Source organism: Halobellus sp. Atlit-38R (genome assembly GCF_003665925.1).
Classification (GTDB): Archaea; Halobacteriota; Halobacteria; order Halobacteriales; family Haloferacaceae; genus Haloquadratum; species Haloquadratum inordinatus.
Genome location: NZ_QXIJ01000001.1, coordinates 35,010 through 50,848 on the forward strand (window position 1 = coordinate 35,010; position 15,839 = coordinate 50,848).

Annotated in this window: 16 protein-coding genes and 1 tRNA gene; 7 read left to right on the plus strand and 10 right to left on the minus strand. The window is 62.7% G+C overall.

The genetic code is table 11. The annotated features are described in order from the left end of the window. Window positions 1-62: 62 nt before the first annotated feature. Together D3D02_RS00160 and D3D02_RS00165 are read left to right on the plus strand one after the other, a co-directional pair. Window positions 63-4,787: a surface glycoprotein gene (locus tag D3D02_RS00160; RefSeq protein ID WP_121567954.1), complete on the plus strand. Its 4,725-nt coding sequence runs from the start codon at window positions 63-65 to the stop codon at window positions 4,785-4,787. Between the two features lie 71 nt (window positions 4,788-4,858). Further along, window positions 4,859-5,974, plus strand: a complete 1,116-nt coding sequence (locus D3D02_RS00165; RefSeq protein WP_121567956.1) for a PGF-pre-PGF domain-containing protein — start codon at window positions 4,859-4,861, stop codon at window positions 5,972-5,974. 90 nt (window positions 5,975-6,064) lie between these two features. On the opposite strand, the gene D3D02_RS00170 is transcribed toward D3D02_RS00165, so the two are convergent. The 5 genes from D3D02_RS00170 to D3D02_RS00185 all read right to left on the minus strand — a co-directional run bounded on the left by D3D02_RS00170 (window position 6,065) and on the right by D3D02_RS00185 (window position 7,881). Beyond that, window positions 6,065-6,301: a hypothetical protein gene (locus tag D3D02_RS00170; RefSeq protein WP_121567958.1), complete on the minus strand. Its 237-nt coding sequence runs from the start codon at window positions 6,299-6,301 to the stop codon at window positions 6,065-6,067. 33 nt (window positions 6,302-6,334) lie between these two features. Then, window positions 6,335-6,970 carry an IS6 family transposase gene (locus D3D02_RS00175; RefSeq protein ID WP_121567960.1) on the minus strand — a complete coding sequence of 212 codons (636 nt, stop codon included), beginning with the start codon at window positions 6,968-6,970 and terminating at the stop codon, window positions 6,335-6,337. A gap of 24 nt (window positions 6,971-6,994) precedes the next feature. Further along, window positions 6,995-7,120: a hypothetical protein gene (locus tag D3D02_RS21435; RefSeq protein ID WP_255410137.1), complete on the minus strand. Its 126-nt coding sequence runs from the start codon at window positions 7,118-7,120 to the stop codon at window positions 6,995-6,997. Window positions 7,121-7,256: 136 nt separating this feature from the next. Further along, on the minus strand, window positions 7,257-7,643 hold the full coding sequence (locus D3D02_RS00180) for a type II toxin-antitoxin system VapC family toxin (RefSeq protein ID WP_121567962.1): 387 nt from the start codon (window positions 7,641-7,643) through the stop codon (window positions 7,257-7,259). Further along, a complete protein-coding gene (locus D3D02_RS00185; protein WP_121567964.1) occupies window positions 7,633-7,881 on the minus strand; it encodes an AbrB/MazE/SpoVT family DNA-binding domain-containing protein in 249 nt (82 codons plus the stop codon). Before D3D02_RS00185 ends, D3D02_RS00180 begins: the two co-directional genes overlap by 11 nt. A gap of 172 nt (window positions 7,882-8,053) precedes the next feature. Here D3D02_RS00185 and D3D02_RS00190 point away from each other — a divergent pair, with 172 nt between their 5' ends. After that, window positions 8,054-8,662, plus strand: coding sequence for a rhomboid family intramembrane serine protease (locus D3D02_RS00190; RefSeq protein WP_199722977.1), 609 nt, complete (start codon window positions 8,054-8,056; stop codon window positions 8,660-8,662). On the opposite strand, the gene D3D02_RS00195 is transcribed toward D3D02_RS00190, so the two are convergent. The 5 genes from D3D02_RS00195 to D3D02_RS00215 form a co-directional block, all read right to left on the minus strand. Then, window positions 8,663-10,060, minus strand: a complete 1,398-nt coding sequence (locus tag D3D02_RS00195; RefSeq protein ID WP_121567968.1) for a minichromosome maintenance protein MCM — start codon at window positions 10,058-10,060, stop codon at window positions 8,663-8,665. A 217-nt stretch (window positions 10,061-10,277) separates the two neighbouring features. Next, window positions 10,278-10,350 (minus strand) — tRNA-Gln (locus tag D3D02_RS00200). 89 nt (window positions 10,351-10,439) lie between these two features. Further along, window positions 10,440-10,667: a hypothetical protein gene (locus D3D02_RS00205; RefSeq protein ID WP_199722978.1), complete on the minus strand. Its 228-nt coding sequence runs from the start codon at window positions 10,665-10,667 to the stop codon at window positions 10,440-10,442. Window positions 10,668-10,741: 74 nt separating this feature from the next. Then, entirely contained in the window at window positions 10,742-11,197 is a 456-nt protein-coding gene (locus tag D3D02_RS00210) for a metal-dependent transcriptional regulator (RefSeq protein ID WP_121567970.1), read from the minus strand. Window positions 11,198-11,228: 31 nt separating this feature from the next. Beyond that, entirely contained in the window at window positions 11,229-11,723 is a 495-nt protein-coding gene (locus tag D3D02_RS00215) for a ferritin-like domain-containing protein (RefSeq protein WP_121567972.1), read from the minus strand. 162 nt (window positions 11,724-11,885) lie between these two features. On the opposite strand from D3D02_RS00215, the gene D3D02_RS00220 reads away from it, so the two are divergent. From D3D02_RS00220 to D3D02_RS00235, 4 genes are all read left to right on the plus strand, one after another. Continuing rightward, window positions 11,886-12,317 (plus strand): DUF5791 family protein, encoded by a 432-nt coding sequence (locus tag D3D02_RS00220; RefSeq protein ID WP_121567974.1) that lies wholly within the window; start codon window positions 11,886-11,888, stop codon window positions 12,315-12,317. Further along, the gene (locus tag D3D02_RS00225; protein WP_121567976.1) at window positions 12,317-13,228 is read left to right on the plus strand and encodes an SDR family oxidoreductase; all 912 of its coding nucleotides are present in this window, start codon (window positions 12,317-12,319) and stop codon (window positions 13,226-13,228) included. Before D3D02_RS00220 ends, D3D02_RS00225 begins: the two co-directional genes overlap by 1 nt. A gap of 159 nt (window positions 13,229-13,387) precedes the next feature. Then, on the plus strand, window positions 13,388-14,581 hold the full coding sequence (locus D3D02_RS00230; protein WP_121568415.1) for a bifunctional oligoribonuclease/PAP phosphatase NrnA: 1,194 nt from the start codon (window positions 13,388-13,390) through the stop codon (window positions 14,579-14,581). A gap of 149 nt (window positions 14,582-14,730) precedes the next feature. Continuing rightward, entirely contained in the window at window positions 14,731-15,825 is a 1,095-nt protein-coding gene (locus tag D3D02_RS00235; protein ID WP_121567978.1) for an aldo/keto reductase, read from the plus strand. Window positions 15,826-15,839: the final 14 nt, after the last annotated feature.

Below are 15,839 nucleotides of genomic sequence, written 5' to 3' on the forward strand. Positions count from 1 at the left end.
GCGATGATTCAGCAGTCGTATCGCTCGACAACTAACCGCGACTATACTTACGACACCAATTAATGACACGCGACTTACGCAACAAAGCGCGCGCGGTGTTCCTGGCGACGCTGATGGTCGTCTCCGTCTTCGGCGGGACGATGGCGTTCGCAGGGAGTGCTGCCGCGACGGCTTCTGGCGTTGACTTCGACGGCCAGGATACAGCCGTTGTGACGAATAGCGATGATATCACCATCTCTGGTGATGTCACTGCTAATGACCAAGATGTAACGATTTACTACGATGCAAATGACGACGGAAATAAAAACGCTGGAGAAACCCTGACGACGGTTTCAGCCGCGAGCATTGATGGTGGCACGTTCACCACAACCGTCGCTGCCCCTGATGAAGGGGACTTAACGAACCCTAGCGCGACTAACGTCTGGGTTGTTCAGGGCTCCACTATCAGCAACACGAATTCGTATTCGTCTAATGCTGATGAGAAGGTGGGAGTTCTCACCGTCGACGACACTCCCGTGTCGTTCAACGAGAACAACCTCCCTGCAGGAAACCCGCCGATTTACACCACTTCCACTCCCGAGATCCGTCAGAATGTCACTGACGCCATCTCCGGTGTGGACGATGAGACTGTTCAGGTGACGCTCCGACAGAACGGAGACAAGTACTACTCCTACGAGATCGGTGCGCAGACCACCAACGACGGTGTGCGCTATGAGGACAACAACATCACGATCCGTCCGGGTGTCGGTGACGTCCCCGAACTCGAAGACGGCGACTACACGGCATCCCTCTCGGTGACGGACAAGGCCGGCAACACTCGACAGTCGACCAAGCTCACGTTCTCTGTCGACACCGGTCCGGCGACGTTCAACCTCAATAGTCCGGACTCAGTCGTTGACGTCAACGACCCGATCGTTGAGGTCGAGGTTTCGGACAGCAACGTCGATCTCGCCAACCTCACGATCACGAACGAGTCGGGCTACTCCGAGACGTTCGATCAAGGGGACAACGTGTACGGCGTTGACCACACAGACACATTCACCGTTGACACTGGCTCTGACACGTCCGCTGTGCTCCCGAACGGGACCATCACGGTTGAAGTGAACGCGACGGACACAGCCGGCAACTACGCTGAAGACTCCTACACGTTCGAGGTTGAGAACATCAAGCCGAACGTCACGAATGTCCAGCTCTCGTCGAGCGACATCAACACGCAAAATGATGCTGGCTCCGAGACGGTGACTGCGACGTTCGATGAACCTGTTCAGCCCGAAACGGTCGAGGCAGAAGTCAGCATCGACGGGACCACGAACCGCCTGACCAACGTCGTTGACTCCAACGATGCAAACACAGAGGTCAGCCTCGAGTTCGATGTCAGCACATACACGACGACGAACGAGTCTGCTGTCGTCACGGTTGACAGCGCCAACGACGTCGCTGGCAACCCGCTGAACAACACGGCCAACGCGTCGTTCGAGATCGACACTGACACGCCGGGTGTCAACTTCAACACGATGGGCGATGGCGACGTTATCAGCGGCTACGCGAACATCACTGGTAACGTCACTGCGGTCTCCAACGATGACGTTGACGACGTCCAGTCGGTCAACTACTACCTGCTCCCCGGAGACAGTACCTACGACGAGGCTGACGACCGGAGCGATCTGGTCTCTGTCTCAGATCCGAAGAACATCAACACGAGTGCATACCCTGACGGTGTGCACACACTCGTTGTCTACGTGACCGACAACGCGAGCAACGAGGGGTACAACAGCAAGGCACTCACGATCGACAACAACGAACCGTCGCTCTCCTACGATCAGGATGCGACCCTGACTGGAGAGGTTGACATCTCGACGTTCCTCACTGTGAATAACGTGGGTACCGAGGATGTCAACTACCTCTACAAGTACTCCGGATCTGACGGCGACTTTAACGATGGAGAAACGTTCCAGGATGCGACCACGTTCGACGTCAACACCCTGGGCGAGGGCAAGTACATCCTCCGTGCCGTCGCTAATGATCCTGGCTTCGAAGGCGCTGACGCTTCGGACGACCTGGATACGGTCGAACTCGAAGGCAAGAAGCTCAGCCTCGCAGACCCGAACCCGGGCGTTGTCAACGGTGAAGACGATGGGTTCGACATCAGCGCTGATGGCGATACCCTGACGATCAACGTCACGACTGACATCGCACTCGACCGCCTGAACGTCAGCGTCGCGACGAGCGACAACTTCCGAACGCAGAGTTCGGACGTTCTCGAACTCGACGACGGCGACTTCACGCAGGTCGACTCCGAGAACGGCTACAAGTACGTCGCAACGAGCGACGACGTGGACGACCTGAGCGCGATCGTGCGCGACGGTGCATTCACGGCAACGTTCAAGAACGCGAGCGCTGGCGACCAGCGACTCGACGAAACCGACGTTGGCGGTGCAGGAACGGCTATGACGGCCGTCGACACGGCGAACGCAACTGTCACGGACGCTGACGTCGTGAGCGCTGACAAAGATCAGCTCAACGTCCGCGTTCGCTTCAGCGAACCGGTTAGCTCGATTGGCTCTGTCAGCGACTTCAACGGCTACACCGTCAGCAAAATGAACGCTGGCGATGACGCCACCGACGGCGTCGTCAACTACACGGTCGAGGGAATGGCCCAGACCGGCGGCGACGCTGAACTGACGTTCTCCGACGTCACCGAACAGCAGGGCGCGCCGCACACGACCGACTCCACGAGCGCGGACGTGACGTTCTCGCTCGAACTCTCGGAAGGCGTGAACGTCGTCTCCGTCCCGGCTGAGACGGGCGAGGTTCCGATCGATTCGCTCGACCTTGCCGGTGTCAACTCCATCTGGGAGTACAACGACGGCGAGTGGACGAAGCACGTCGTCGAACCGGACAACGGTGACCTCACCTCCCTCAAGGGCGGTCTGGGGTACATCGTTAACGCGAGCGAAGACACCGAGATCGACTACGAAGTCGAGAACACGCCTGTTACTGGCGTCGAACGCAACAACGAACCGATCGAGGCTGGCTGGAACCTCGTCGGTCACTACCAGGAAGGTAGTCAGAACGTCGACCAGGCCTTCATCGGTCTGACAGGCGTCTGGGGCGTCGAAGACTACGCAGGCAACCAGCCGACGAGCCTCTCCCTCGAACAGGGTTACTGGCTCCACACGAACACTGCGGGCTCGCACGTCCCGATCGCGTACGACGGTCCGCAGAGCGAACAGCCGAACGTCTACAACGTTGTCATCGACGACAACGATGAAAACGACGACGTCGTCCAAGCCGGTGAAAAGATCTCGGTGACGGCCGAAGTCGAAGACAGCTCGAACATCCAGTCCGTTACTGTGACTGGCGGTGCGGAGTTCGGTGCAAAGGACAGTGTTGAGCTGCAGAACACGGGTGGAACTACGTACTCGGCGACGCTGGATCCGACTGAGTACGCATTCACTGGCCAATCTGCCAGCCTGCTCATTACAGCCGTTGACACTGATGGTAACGCAGGCTACGGGTCTGATACTGTTACCGTTAACAACGACAACCAGATTGACAACACGAATATCGTCAGTCCGACATCCAAGACGCCTATGACGGTTGGGACGTCTGAGACGCTGACGGTTACCTACGACGCCGAGGACACGAACTTCAAGGACGCGACGGTCCGCCTCCTTGCTGATAACGGTGACCGTCTTGCTTCGACGACAGTCGAGGCTGGCGGTACTGACCTGACCGCTGACTTCGACCTGAGCAGCAGTGCTCTTGACATCGGCGCTGGCACGTACGACGTCCAGCTCGTCGTCAACGACACGAACACGAACAGTAACTCTGTCACTGAAGCCGACTCGGTGGATGTTGACGCCGGAATTGACAACACGAATATCGTCAGTCCGACGTCCAAAACGCCTATGACGGTTGGGGCGTCTGAGACGCTGACGGTTACCTACGACGCCGAGGACACGAACTTCAAGGACGCGACGGTCCGCCTCCTTGCTGATAACGGTGACCGTCTTGCTTCGACGACAGTCGAGGCTGGCGGTACTGACCTGACCGCTGACTTCGACCTGAGCAGCAGTGCTCTTGACATCGGCGCTGGCACGTACGACGTCCAGCTCGTCGTCAACGACACCAAATCGAACAGTAACACTGTCACTGAAGCCGACTCGGTGGATGTTGATGGTTCAGTTGACGTCACTGACGTCCAACTGTCGAATACCGAAAACGACCTGACGGTCACTGTGAAGTCTGATGAAGATCTCTCCGCAATCTCTGCGGATGTTGCTGGCCAGACTCTCACACTCAGTAGTGACTTCTCAGAAGACGCCACGAACCCGTACACGTACACGGCAACTGTTGCTGGGGTCGCTGACGGAGACTACTCGGTCGACGTAACCCAAGCAACTGACCAGTACAGCAACTCTGTCGACGTTGATGAGTCTGCAGACGCTGGTGACGACGAGTCCGTGACTGTGAACCAGATTGACACTGCAGCTATCGACAGCCCGACGTCGGCATCGACGTCCTCTGGGACTCCTGGTGACTCTGTGTCTGTCACGTATGACGCACAAGACAGTCAGGCCATTACGGTCAACGTCAAACTCGTCAATGACCAAGGCACCGCAGTCGTCACTAACTCTGGTGTTACCGCAGGAACTGACCAGACTACTAGCTTAGACACAACTGACATCGAAACGGGGACCTACGATGTGGTCCTTGAAATCACCGAAGATAGTAGCGACAACTCTGAAACGGTCACGCAGAGTGACGCGGTCACTCTCAGCTAAGAACAGCTAGCCAACTAACCAACTTCCAACCGCTTTTTATAACAAAACAAGACACTCACAAGACACACTAAATGACACAGAACACTCAGATTACGCGGCTGGTGGTCGCCCTCATCGCCCTTTCGGCGGTCTTGGGAGCAGCGGCCCCGGCCGCGGTTGCACAATCGGCACCCCCCTCAGCGCCCCATAACTACTATGGGACCGTGACGGGAGCCGATGGGAACGCCATCTCCGGCGCGACCGTGACGATCACGCAGGCAGCCACCGACTACGAGGTCACTACGACGACCGACTCCAACGGGGAGTACTCCGTCGACGTCAACACCTCTCAGGTCGACACCTCCGGCCAGGTCACCATCTCCGTCCAGGACACATCCAAGTCCCGCGACGTGAACACGGCCCAAGCCACGGAAGTCAACTTCCAGCTTGACCAGCAGGCCGAGACACCCACCGAGACGCCCACCGAAGCCCCTAGTGGTGGGGGCGGCAGTGGTGGCGGCGGTGGTGGCGGTGGTGGCGGCGGTGGCGGCGGTGGTGCCGTCGCTCCGCCGGAAGACACCGCCGAACCGGGTGACGGAACGCCCGAACCGGTTTCGGAGACGGCCGATCTCGATCAGGACGGCGCCGCGCAGGTCCAGCTTTCGGGCGGCACGGGCGCAACGAGCGTCTCCGTGTCCGTGCCGGGCGCGACCGGCCAGGCGACCGTCGAAGAACTGCCCGACCCGCCGGCTGACGTACCTGCCCCCGAAGGCGACTACGTGAGCGGGGTCGACATCTCCGCGCCGGATCCGGCTGAAGGCGAGTCCGCGACGGTCTCGATCAGCATCTCGCAATCGCGCCTGGACGAGTTGGGCGTGAGCACCGAGGAGCTGGTCATCCAGCACTACCGCGACGGTGCCTGGGAGACGCTCGAAACGAGCGCCGAGACCCAAGACGGCGAAGTCGTCCTGAGCGCAGAGACGACGGGCTTCTCGCCGTTCGCGGTCACGACGCAGGAGCAAGCGCAGGTGACGACGACGGCTGACGTGACCACGCAGCCGGACGAGACGACGGAACCAGCGACCCAGGCGACGACGACGTCGCCGCCGGGTGACGACGGCGGGCCTGGCCCGCTGCTCATCGCTGGCGTCGTGATCGTCATCCTGGCGATCGTCGCCGGCGCGTACTTCGCGTTCCAGAACGAATAGCGCGCCTCCCACACCTCGCACCACCCCACGGTTTCATTTTCTTTGCCGCTCCGAGGACACGACCCGCTGAGTCACATCTCCGATCGTCACTCACCACCCACGGAGCATCTCGTCGAGGACGTACAATCCAAAGGGCACAGTCCCACAGACGACCGCAAAGAGCGCGAGTTCGAACTGCGCCTCACCGAATTTGTCGATGTAGAGGTGCAGATGCCCACCAAACACGAACGCCTGCAGGACAACCATTCCGAGCAACAGCGTGGCGAACCCACCCAAGAGGACGGTATACCACGCGATAAAGCGTCGAAAGCGAGTGTGTCGATCCATCAAAAAAAGCTCCGTGTGTTGTGAGGGCATTGTTCAGATTAGCTGATTGAAGCAGACGGCGAATGCTTGGAGCCACGCTTCTGCAGTGTTCGGATCAGCGTGTCTGAAGTGATTTACAAACGCCTCAGTTCGGCGTTTCAGCTCTTTAAACACGCGTTCGATGGCATTCCGATTCCCGTGGGTGACGTGTTGGAATCGGAGCGAGTGACGATGGCAGGCCGCCTGCAGCCAGGGCGCGCCATCGACCAGGAAGATCGCGTCGGAAACGAGATGTTTCTCGCGGAGTTCCGTGAGGAACATCTCGGTCAGCGCTTGGGTCCTGGTCGGGAATAGTCGCACGTGTAGCAGGCGGTTCGTGTCAGGATCGACTGCCGCAAACAGCCAGTAGCGCTGGTCATTCACTCGAATTACGGTCTCATCAACCGCGACGTAATTCGGACTGTGACCCCCTGTTGGCTGTAGATCGGCCTTCTGAATCCAGTTATGAACGGTAGAGCGACACCGATCGACACCCAGGCCAGCGAGAACAAAGACGGTATCCGACAGCGAGAATCCCGCCAAGTGCAGTTGGATACCCAGCTTCATCGCGGGCTCGGGTGTCGCCTCTCGCTCCACAAACTCTAACTCCGGTAAGTCGCTACAACCGATGAGGCGGTCCAGTTCTTGCATAGGCACCAACGAACTACGACCGCCTCACTCTTCGATCTTATCTGAACAGTGCCTGTCGCCCCGAAGGAATTTGGTGTTTCGGATCTTGAAGTCCTCCGCATCAAGCGCTGACAAGTCCGTGATCCGGGGATGGTCACCCTCGTATGCCACACGTACAGACGCGCCGTGAGTTCGTATAGTGGTTTGGGTGAGTTGCGGCTCGCAAAGGTCGGCAGCGCGTCACTGTTGTCTCTAGTCGATAGCGGCCGTGATTGCTCCACCCATAATTCCTTGGACGCTGTCGCACTTAGGCCGCAGGATCCTCGTTCTCGTCGGGGTCGAGTCGAATGCGATTCACACTACTAAGCCCGTCGTATGCTTGGTCACTAGAGATAATCGCGCCACCAGAGAGTGCCGCGTGGAATGCATCGAACGTATTCAGGCCGTCCTCGATGTTCTCTGAAGCTTGATACACAACATTCGGATCGCCGTCGTACGCGGCCAGTTCGAGTATCGCCGTCACAGCCCGTTCCCGATCGAACGAGAACCGCTCCTCGACGAGGAACAGTTCGATGAACGTCGTCAGCGTGACCTCAAGCTCGCCCTCGTATTCGTCTAGAAGTAACTCGGCACGATCAGCCAACCAGTCGTCTTCTTTCAGTAACGCCAACCAGAAGTCGAGATCAGCGTACATTCTCTCCAGCCTGTTCGCGTGCCTCCTCACGTGCTGCCTCTTCGAGCTCCTCAAGTGTCGCCTCGCGGAGCTCGTCCGAAGCCGCCGCTTGCAGTTCCTCGAGTGGATCGTCGGGAATTGGAACCAGTTTGATACCGCTATCCAACTCGACGAGGCGGAACTTCTCGCCGTAGCGGTCGCGTACCTCCTTCGGAATCGTCACACGACCACGTTGGTCTGTTCGCACTTCGCTACTCATATTCGAACCAATGCCGTGGGAACGTTTAACCGTTGTTCCCATTTTTGTCTCCAAGGTGGGTCCGCTGATAGACCGGACACATCGAGCACTACAGACGGACGGGGAACCGACACAGAGGTTCGGACACGTCAGTGGCAGTGACTTTACGAGACACGGGCCCCGAGTGGGCGGTATGAGTACCCCAGCCCCTGCTGATGAGACAATGCGCGGCGCGATCGCGAGGAATCCGGTCGTGCAGACGCTCGCGCTGATGGTACTCGTGTCGGCTATGGCGTGGATCGGGATGGTCGTGGGCTATACTCGACTGTTCGTTCTTGCCACCCCTCTCAGCGAACGTCCGTGGGGGCTCGTGACCAGCGTGTATGCGCACCTCGGCCCGGGGCACCTCCTCGCGAACGCCGTGATCATCGCGATCGCCGGCGGGATCGCTGCACTTTCGACGTCGACACTCCGCTTTCATCTGTTCTTTCTCACGACTGGCGTGCTCGCCGGCGTGGTGCAAGTACTGGTGTTTCACCTGCAGGGTACCGCAATCGCTGTGTTGGGTGCCAGTGGTGCCGCGTTCGCGTTGGTCGGCTACGTGCTGACGTCGAATGTCGTGTCACAGCTCGTCGCTGGGTGGCTCGGTGTCTCGTTCCGGATTGCGGTCGTCGTCTTCGCAATCGCGGCTGCGTGGCTCACTATCGAGTGGAGTGCGCCCGGCAGCGCACTCTTGGCGCATTTCACGGGCGCAGCGCTCGGCCTCATCGCGGGCCACTTCCGGGTGCTACACACGTCGTGATCAGGCGCTCTGTTTGTTCGAGCGGCGAATCCGGTCGAGCTCCCGTTCGACCTCGTCGAGCCGGCTGTCCAACTCAGCAAGATTGTCGCGTTGTGCCTCCTCGATCGCCCGCCGGATCTCATCGCGATCGAGGCCGTCGACACGGACTTCGTAGCGCGGGCGATTCGTGATCGAGATCTCATTTGTTATTGAGGTGCGTGGTTGTCGTTGCTGTTGCCCGGCAGTTAGCTCTGAAGCGGCGTAGTCGACGGCACCGAGGCCACCGCCAACAGCACCACCAACCGCAGTGCCTGCGATGGCACCGCCAGGGACTGAGACGGGGGCAAGAGGCCCGCCCAGGAACCCTGCAGCAGTGCCCGTCACGGCCCCTGCCGCTGCCCCTCTGGTCACGCCCTTCCCGATGTTCCCCAAGAGTGTCTTCTCTGACTCGGTCGAGTTGGGGGGTGTCGTCGGAGGCTGTCGCTGCCGTGGCGTGTCGACTGTCACCGGAATTGACTCTGGTGCGTCAACGGGGATCGGCTCGACGCTCTCCACCTCGAGCGGTGCCCAGTCCGGCTGGGCGACACGAAGCGGCACCCACTGTGGTTTCGTGAGCGACACCGAGCCGCTGACGTCTCCCGACGTGGCGTTCGAGAGCGCATCGCCGATGACGGTCCCGATCGCGGGCCCCAGCGCACCGCCGATCGTGTCGGCGACCGCACCGGCGGCCTCACCGGCGAAGTCGCCCGTGTCTGCGCGGCCGGCGAGATCTTCCTCGACGAAGACGTCCACGGTCGCCCCCTCGCCGCCGGCGACGCTCGGCGGTTCCTGGACGCGGAGCGACTGGGCGTCGACGAAGACTGACCGATCGAAGTCGATGTGGAATGGCCCCTGGCGCTCGCAGCCCTGGCACTCGTGGGGTTCCTGGTAGCCGTCGTCCTGTGGGATGTAGGTCATCGTCCCGCAGCGCTGGCACTCGAAGGCCGCGTCGACGATCTTCGGGTACGTGTCGGTCGCCATCGCGATCTCGCCGCGGATCGCGACGTACTCGCCCGGAGCATCTGAGGGTGAGTAGCCGCCGGGGTAGTACTCGCGGTCCTCTGGGAGGTTCGTGAGCCGGACCTCCGCGGGCGGGGCGTCATCGCGCGTGAGCGAGACGTCCGCCGGGAGGTCGACGTTGTGCAGCGCCGCGTCCGCGTACTCGTGCATCTGCTCCGGGGTGTCGAGCCATCCCTCGGCGAGTTCGGCCTCGAACTGGACGAGGTTGCTGTAGTCGATGCGGAGTGCGCGCTGCTCGCTTGGGTACCGCTGGGCGAGTCGCCCCAGCTCGTCGCGATAGTACTTCCGGTAGAACCGGATGAACTGTTCTGTCATCTCGTCCATCGCCTGTGCGCCGTGTGCGTCGTGAGTGTCGTGCATCGGATCGGGTGCTCGATCACAGCGACGGCTGGGTCCGTGCAACTGAGACAGCCGCGGTACTTCGTGGCTTCGAGCCCGATGTCCCCGTGATCGTCACCACGGAGCGGCCGCTCGGGGTTCATCAGGCGCGCACCCCCTGGGTTCGGGTTGGAGATACCAGGATCCGAACCGGCAGACAGCGACGGCTCTGTTTCGGAGATTATGCCAGAAGTTTGAGTAGTCCCGGGCGGATTCGAACCGCCGTCATGGGCTCCAAAGGCCCATATGATTGGCCACTACACCACGGGACTGCATCTCCTACTCACGTCGCAGTCTTTGAAAAGGCATCGGGTTCCGACGGCGCTCGCCGACCCTCGATCCCGCCCGGTGGTCGGCTGCCTTATCGACGTTCGCGTCTGCTCCCCGGGTCGCCATCCGGATCGAGACCGGTCTGTCGCAGTTCCACGGAGTAGCCCCCGCACTCCGGACAGACGTGATACTGTACGTCGTACGTCGCCCCACAGCCCAAACACGCGTACGGTGCTGTTCGGTCGGTTGCCTCCGACGTCTCGCGGGGCCCCAATCCCGCGAGTTTCAGGAGGCGATCGAGCGCCGTTGTCCCATCCATATCCAACGCCTCAGTCGGGAACATCTTGAAGCTACGGGCTTCGTCCTGCTTAATAAGCCGGAAGGAAAACGGCGTCAGTCCGCGCGTTGCTCTTCGGCTTCGACGTTGGCCTCGGAGGCCACTTCGAGGTGACAACAGGCGTCCGTTTCGGGGTCGAAGCAGTCGGGGCACTCGGCGTTTCGATCGATGATCGTGTCGAGGCGCTCGGCGACGAGGTCGTCGATGACCGGTTCGAGTTCGCGTGCCTCGGCGCGGAACTCCTCGACGGAGAGGACGTTCGCGAGGAACCGCTCGATGATGCAGTACGTCTGGAGTGCATCGCGGGCGCGGACGATCCCGTCGTCGGTGAGCGTGACGCCCTTGTACTTCTCGTGTTCGGCGAGCCCTCGGGATTCGAGTTTCCCGATCATCTCGTTCGCGCTGGCGGGGCTGACGTCGAGGCGATCCGCGAGCGCGCCGGTCGACGCCGGGCCGTTCTCCATCTGCTGGAGGAGGTAGATCGCCTTGACGTACTGGTCGGCCGTGTTCATACCGTCCCTCCGTGACGCATCGTATCTCGTCTCATTGCCGTTTGTTCATAATTTTCGTGACTTCTTCGACGCCGTCTGCTTCCTCCTCGCGGATCTCGATGAGCACGTCTATGAGCCGGTCCCGGTCGATCCCGAAGGTCGCCTCCGAAGCCCGGAGCGCGCCGACGAGGTCGTCGTAGAACTTGTACGCCGTCTCCTCGTTGCACAGTTGATCGTAGAGGATGTCGTCGAAGTCCTCGGGCTCGGTCTTGCCGTACTGGGCTTCGACGAGCGCTTCGATCTCGTCGAACGGGATGCTCTCGGCGTCGAGTTCCTCGACGAGCGCTTCCAGTCGCTCGCGATGCTCGGCGGATTCCGCGGCGGCGTGTTCCAAGAGCGATTCGATCTCGGCGTCGAGCTCTGATCCCTCGTCGAGCGACTGATAGTGGTGATACGACCGGGCCTCGACGACCTCTTCGAGGACGATCCCGATCTGGAGCAACCGCGCGAGCTGGTGATCGGAGCTGACGCGATGGCCGACGCTCACGGCTGCACCTCCCGATTTGCGGGCGATACGTGGCTCATACTCGTTGGGTGGGTAGTGACGAACTTAAGCAGTTCCCCTTCGCGGGGTGCGACCCCGACGCCCCCGAGACGCCGCCACGCCCCGTTCGGAAACCGTTTTGCCGCCGCGGTGGCGAGTAGCGGTATGCTCTACGACGCGGCCGAGGAGCCGGCGACGCTGACGCCCGAGGCGTTGCGCGAAGCCTACGAAGCACAGCTCAGAGCCGTCGTGACAGACGTCGGCGTCGAAACTGCCGCCGCCGACTCGGGTGTCGACGCCGACACCGTCGAGGCGCTCGCCGACGGTACCGTGCCCGATCTGAGCGTCGCAGACGCCGCCGCAATCCTCGCACTCGACGAGGCCCGCCCCGACGCCGAGGCGATCGTCCTCGAACTCCGCGATCACCTCCTGATGGCGATGACGACCGGCGTCGTCGACGTCGACACGATCGCCGCAAACGTCGATCTCGGGCTCTCGGGCCAGGAGGTCCAACAGGCGCTCGAAGGCCGGACGACGATGACGCTCGAACAGCTCGCGGCGATCCAGCAGTTCCTCGCCGAACGGAACGAGCGCTGATGGCCCGGACCGTCATCGTCGGCTGTGGGTACGTCGGCCTCGAACTCGGCCGGCAACTCGACGCGGCCGGCCACGAGGTGACCGGCGTCCGCCGCTCCGACGCCGGACTCGACGCGGTCGCCGAAGCGGGTCTCGACGCCGTCCGCGCCGACGCGACCGACGCCGACTCGCTCGCTGACCTCCCCGACGCCGACTGGGTCGTCTTCGCGGCCAGTTCCGGCGGTCGCGGTGCGGATGCCGCCCGGGACGTCTACGTGGAGGGATTACGGAACGTCATCGCGGCGTACGCCGATCGCTCCTCGCCGCCGGATCGGCTCGTCTACACCTCGTCGACGGGCGTCTACGGCGACCACGGCGGCGACTTCGTCGACGAGGAGACGCCGATCGAGCCGACGAACGAGAAGACGCGCGTCCTCGCGGCGGCCGAGCGCGTCGCCCGTGAGGAGACGGCTGCGGCCGGCATCGACGGCACCGTCGCGCGCTTTGCGGGGCTGTACGGTCCCGACCGGTACCGACTCGATCGCTATCTAGAGGGCCCCGTGACGGAGGGCTATCTGAATATGGTGCACCGCGACGACGCCGCGGGCTCGGTCGCGTTCCTCCTCGAATCCGACCTGGCACGCGGCGACGTCGTCCTCGTCGTGGACGACGAACCGGTCGACAAGTGGGCGTTCGCCGATTGGCTGGCTACCGAGTGCGACGAACCTGCCCCACCGAAGCGGACGATCGAGGAGCGACTGGACGACCCGGACCTCTCGGCGGCCGCGCGCCGGCGGATCCAGACCAGCAAGCGCTGCTCGAACGCGCGCCTGCGCGAACTCGGCTACGACTTCGCGTATCCGACCTATCGGGAGGGTTACAGCGCAGCGATCGAGGCGTATCTGTCCGGAACGGACGCTTCGGAGGTCTGAACTGCACGTTCGGGGGCGGATCACCCAACCACTCTAGCGCTCGTTTCGTGACACGCCGTGGAGCTGTTCGATTGTGATTCCCCTCAGACTCCAGTCTGTGAGCGCGTCACCCGGCTGAACGAAGGAATCTTCTTAGGGATGCACTCTGACGCAAAGAGTATGTGGTCCCCGCTCGCGGGCGTCGCCTCGAACGCCGGTTCGGAGTTCGTCGGTCGCGCGAGGGAGCTCTTCGTGGCCTACCCTGCTGTCGTCCTCGCTGTCGTCGTCGGTCTCCTCGCGCTTCTCGTCGGCTTCTACGCGATCAAGCGGTTCGAACGGCCGATGGGGACGCGCTTTCTCGAACAGGTCTCCGGACTCGACGAGGTCGCGGTGCTGCTGCATCCGAATCCCGACCCCGACGCGATGGCGACGGGCATCGGCGTCGCGAGCCTCGCCGAACAGGTCGGCACGGACGCGACGGTTCAGTACGCCGGGCAGGTCCGCCACCAGGAGAACCGCGCCTTCCAGACGGTACTGGAGATCGACATCGACCGGATCACCCACGTCAGCGACGTCGCGGCCGAACACGTGGTCCTCGTCGATCACAACCGCCCGCGAGGCTTCGCCGGGGCCGATAGCGTCCTCCCATTCGCCGTCGTCGACCACCACCCCGGCGAGGGGACCGGCGGCGAGTTCACCGACGTGCGGACGGACTACGGGGCCGCCTCCAGCATCGTCGCCGAGTACTTCGAGGACGTCGGCGCCAAGCCGGTCCCGCCGGCCAAGCACGCGAGCGAAGTCGACGCGGCCTACACCGTCCCGTCGACCGTCGCGACCGGCCTCCTCTATGGGATCTTGACCGATACCAAGCGGCTGACTGCCGGCTGTTCGGCCGCGGACTTCGCCGCTGCGGGGTTCCTGTACGCTGGGGTCGACGAGGACCAACTCGACCGGATCGCAAACCCCGAAGTCTCGACGGAAGTCCTGGAACTGAAAGCCCGCGCGATCGCCGGCCGCGACGTCCGCGGGCCGTTCGCCATCAGCGACGTCGGTCGCATCTCTAATCCCGACGCCATTCCCCAGGCGGCCGACGAACTGGTCCAACTCGAAGGCGTCACCGCCGTCGTCGTCCTCGGCGAACGGGACGGGACGATCCACATCTCCGGGCGCTCACGCGACGATCGCGTCCATATGGGTCAGACGCTCGACTCGGCGGTATCGGGTCTAAAGAGCGCCTCGGCGGGCGGGCACGCGCGGATGGGCGGCGGACAACTCGTCTTACACAGCGGCCAGATCCAGACCGAGACCGGCGAGACGATGCCCCGCGACGCGCTCTGCGATCGCCTGTTCGAGTCGATGTCCGGCGACATCTGACGCCGTGGGGACAGCGGCTGGCGATTGGCGGCTGGAAGGTGGTGGCTGGCGATTGGCGGCCGGCAGGCGGTGGCTGGCGACTTCCGACGCCCGCCTCTCGACTCCCGACTTCCGACGCCCGTTTACCCGCGCGTCCCTTTGCCCGGACTATGGCGACGAGTCAGGGGACCTGGGGATACCGCGATCGGTTCGGCGACGCCTTCGCCCGAACGTACTTCCGTCGGTTCGGGCCGGGTGTCGCATCGAGCATCGGCCTCGGGACGTATCTCGGGGCTCCGACCGACGAGTACGACGAGCGCTACCGCGAATCGATCACCGACGCGCTCTCGGCCGGCATCAACCACGTCGACACCGCGATCAACTACCGCCACCAGCGGAGCGAGCGCGTCGTCGGCGAGGCGCTCGACGCCGCCGACGCCGGCCGCGAGGAAGTCGTCGTCGCGACCAAGGGCGGCTTCGTCCCGTTCGATGGCTCCCGTCCCGACGATCCGGGCGCGTACGTCCGCGAGGAGTTCGTCCGCCCCGGCCACGTCGCTGTCGACGATCTCGCACGCGGCAGCCACGCGATCGCCCCCGACTTCCTGGAGGAACTACTGGACCGCTCGCTCGCGAATCTCGGCGTCGACACGGTCGATTGCTACTACGTCCACAGCCCCGAAACGCAACTGGCGGTCAGGAACCGCGAGGCGGTCTACGACCAACTCGAAGCGGCTTTCGAGCGCCTCGAACGTCGCCGCGAGGCGGGCGACATCGGCGCCTACGGCGTCGCGACCTGGGAGGCGTTCCGCGTCCCGCGCGACCACGACGCGTATCTCTCGTTGCCCGAGGTCGTTGCCCGCGCCGCGAGAGCGGCCGAGACGGTGGGCGCCGCAGAGCCCGGACTGAAAGCGATTCAGCTCCCGTTCAGCGTCACGATGGCCGACGCGTTCACCGTCGCGGCGCACCGACACCCCGAAGAAGAACGGGACGTCAGCGCGCTCGAATACGCCCAGGCAGCCGGCCTCGACGTCGTCGCGAGCGCGACTCTCGCACAGGGTGATCTCGCGTCGTCGATCCCGGCAGCCGTCGACGCGGAGTTACACGGAGAGACCGCCGCGCAGCGGGCGATCAACTTCGCCCGAAGCGCCCCCGGCGTCACCACCGCGCTCGTCGGCACGAGCTCGCCGGCGCACGTCCCCGAAAACGTCGCTGCCGGCACGTTCGAGCCGCTCGGCGCGCGAGCGTTCGACGCCGTCTTCGAGTGACGGCGTACCCCTCA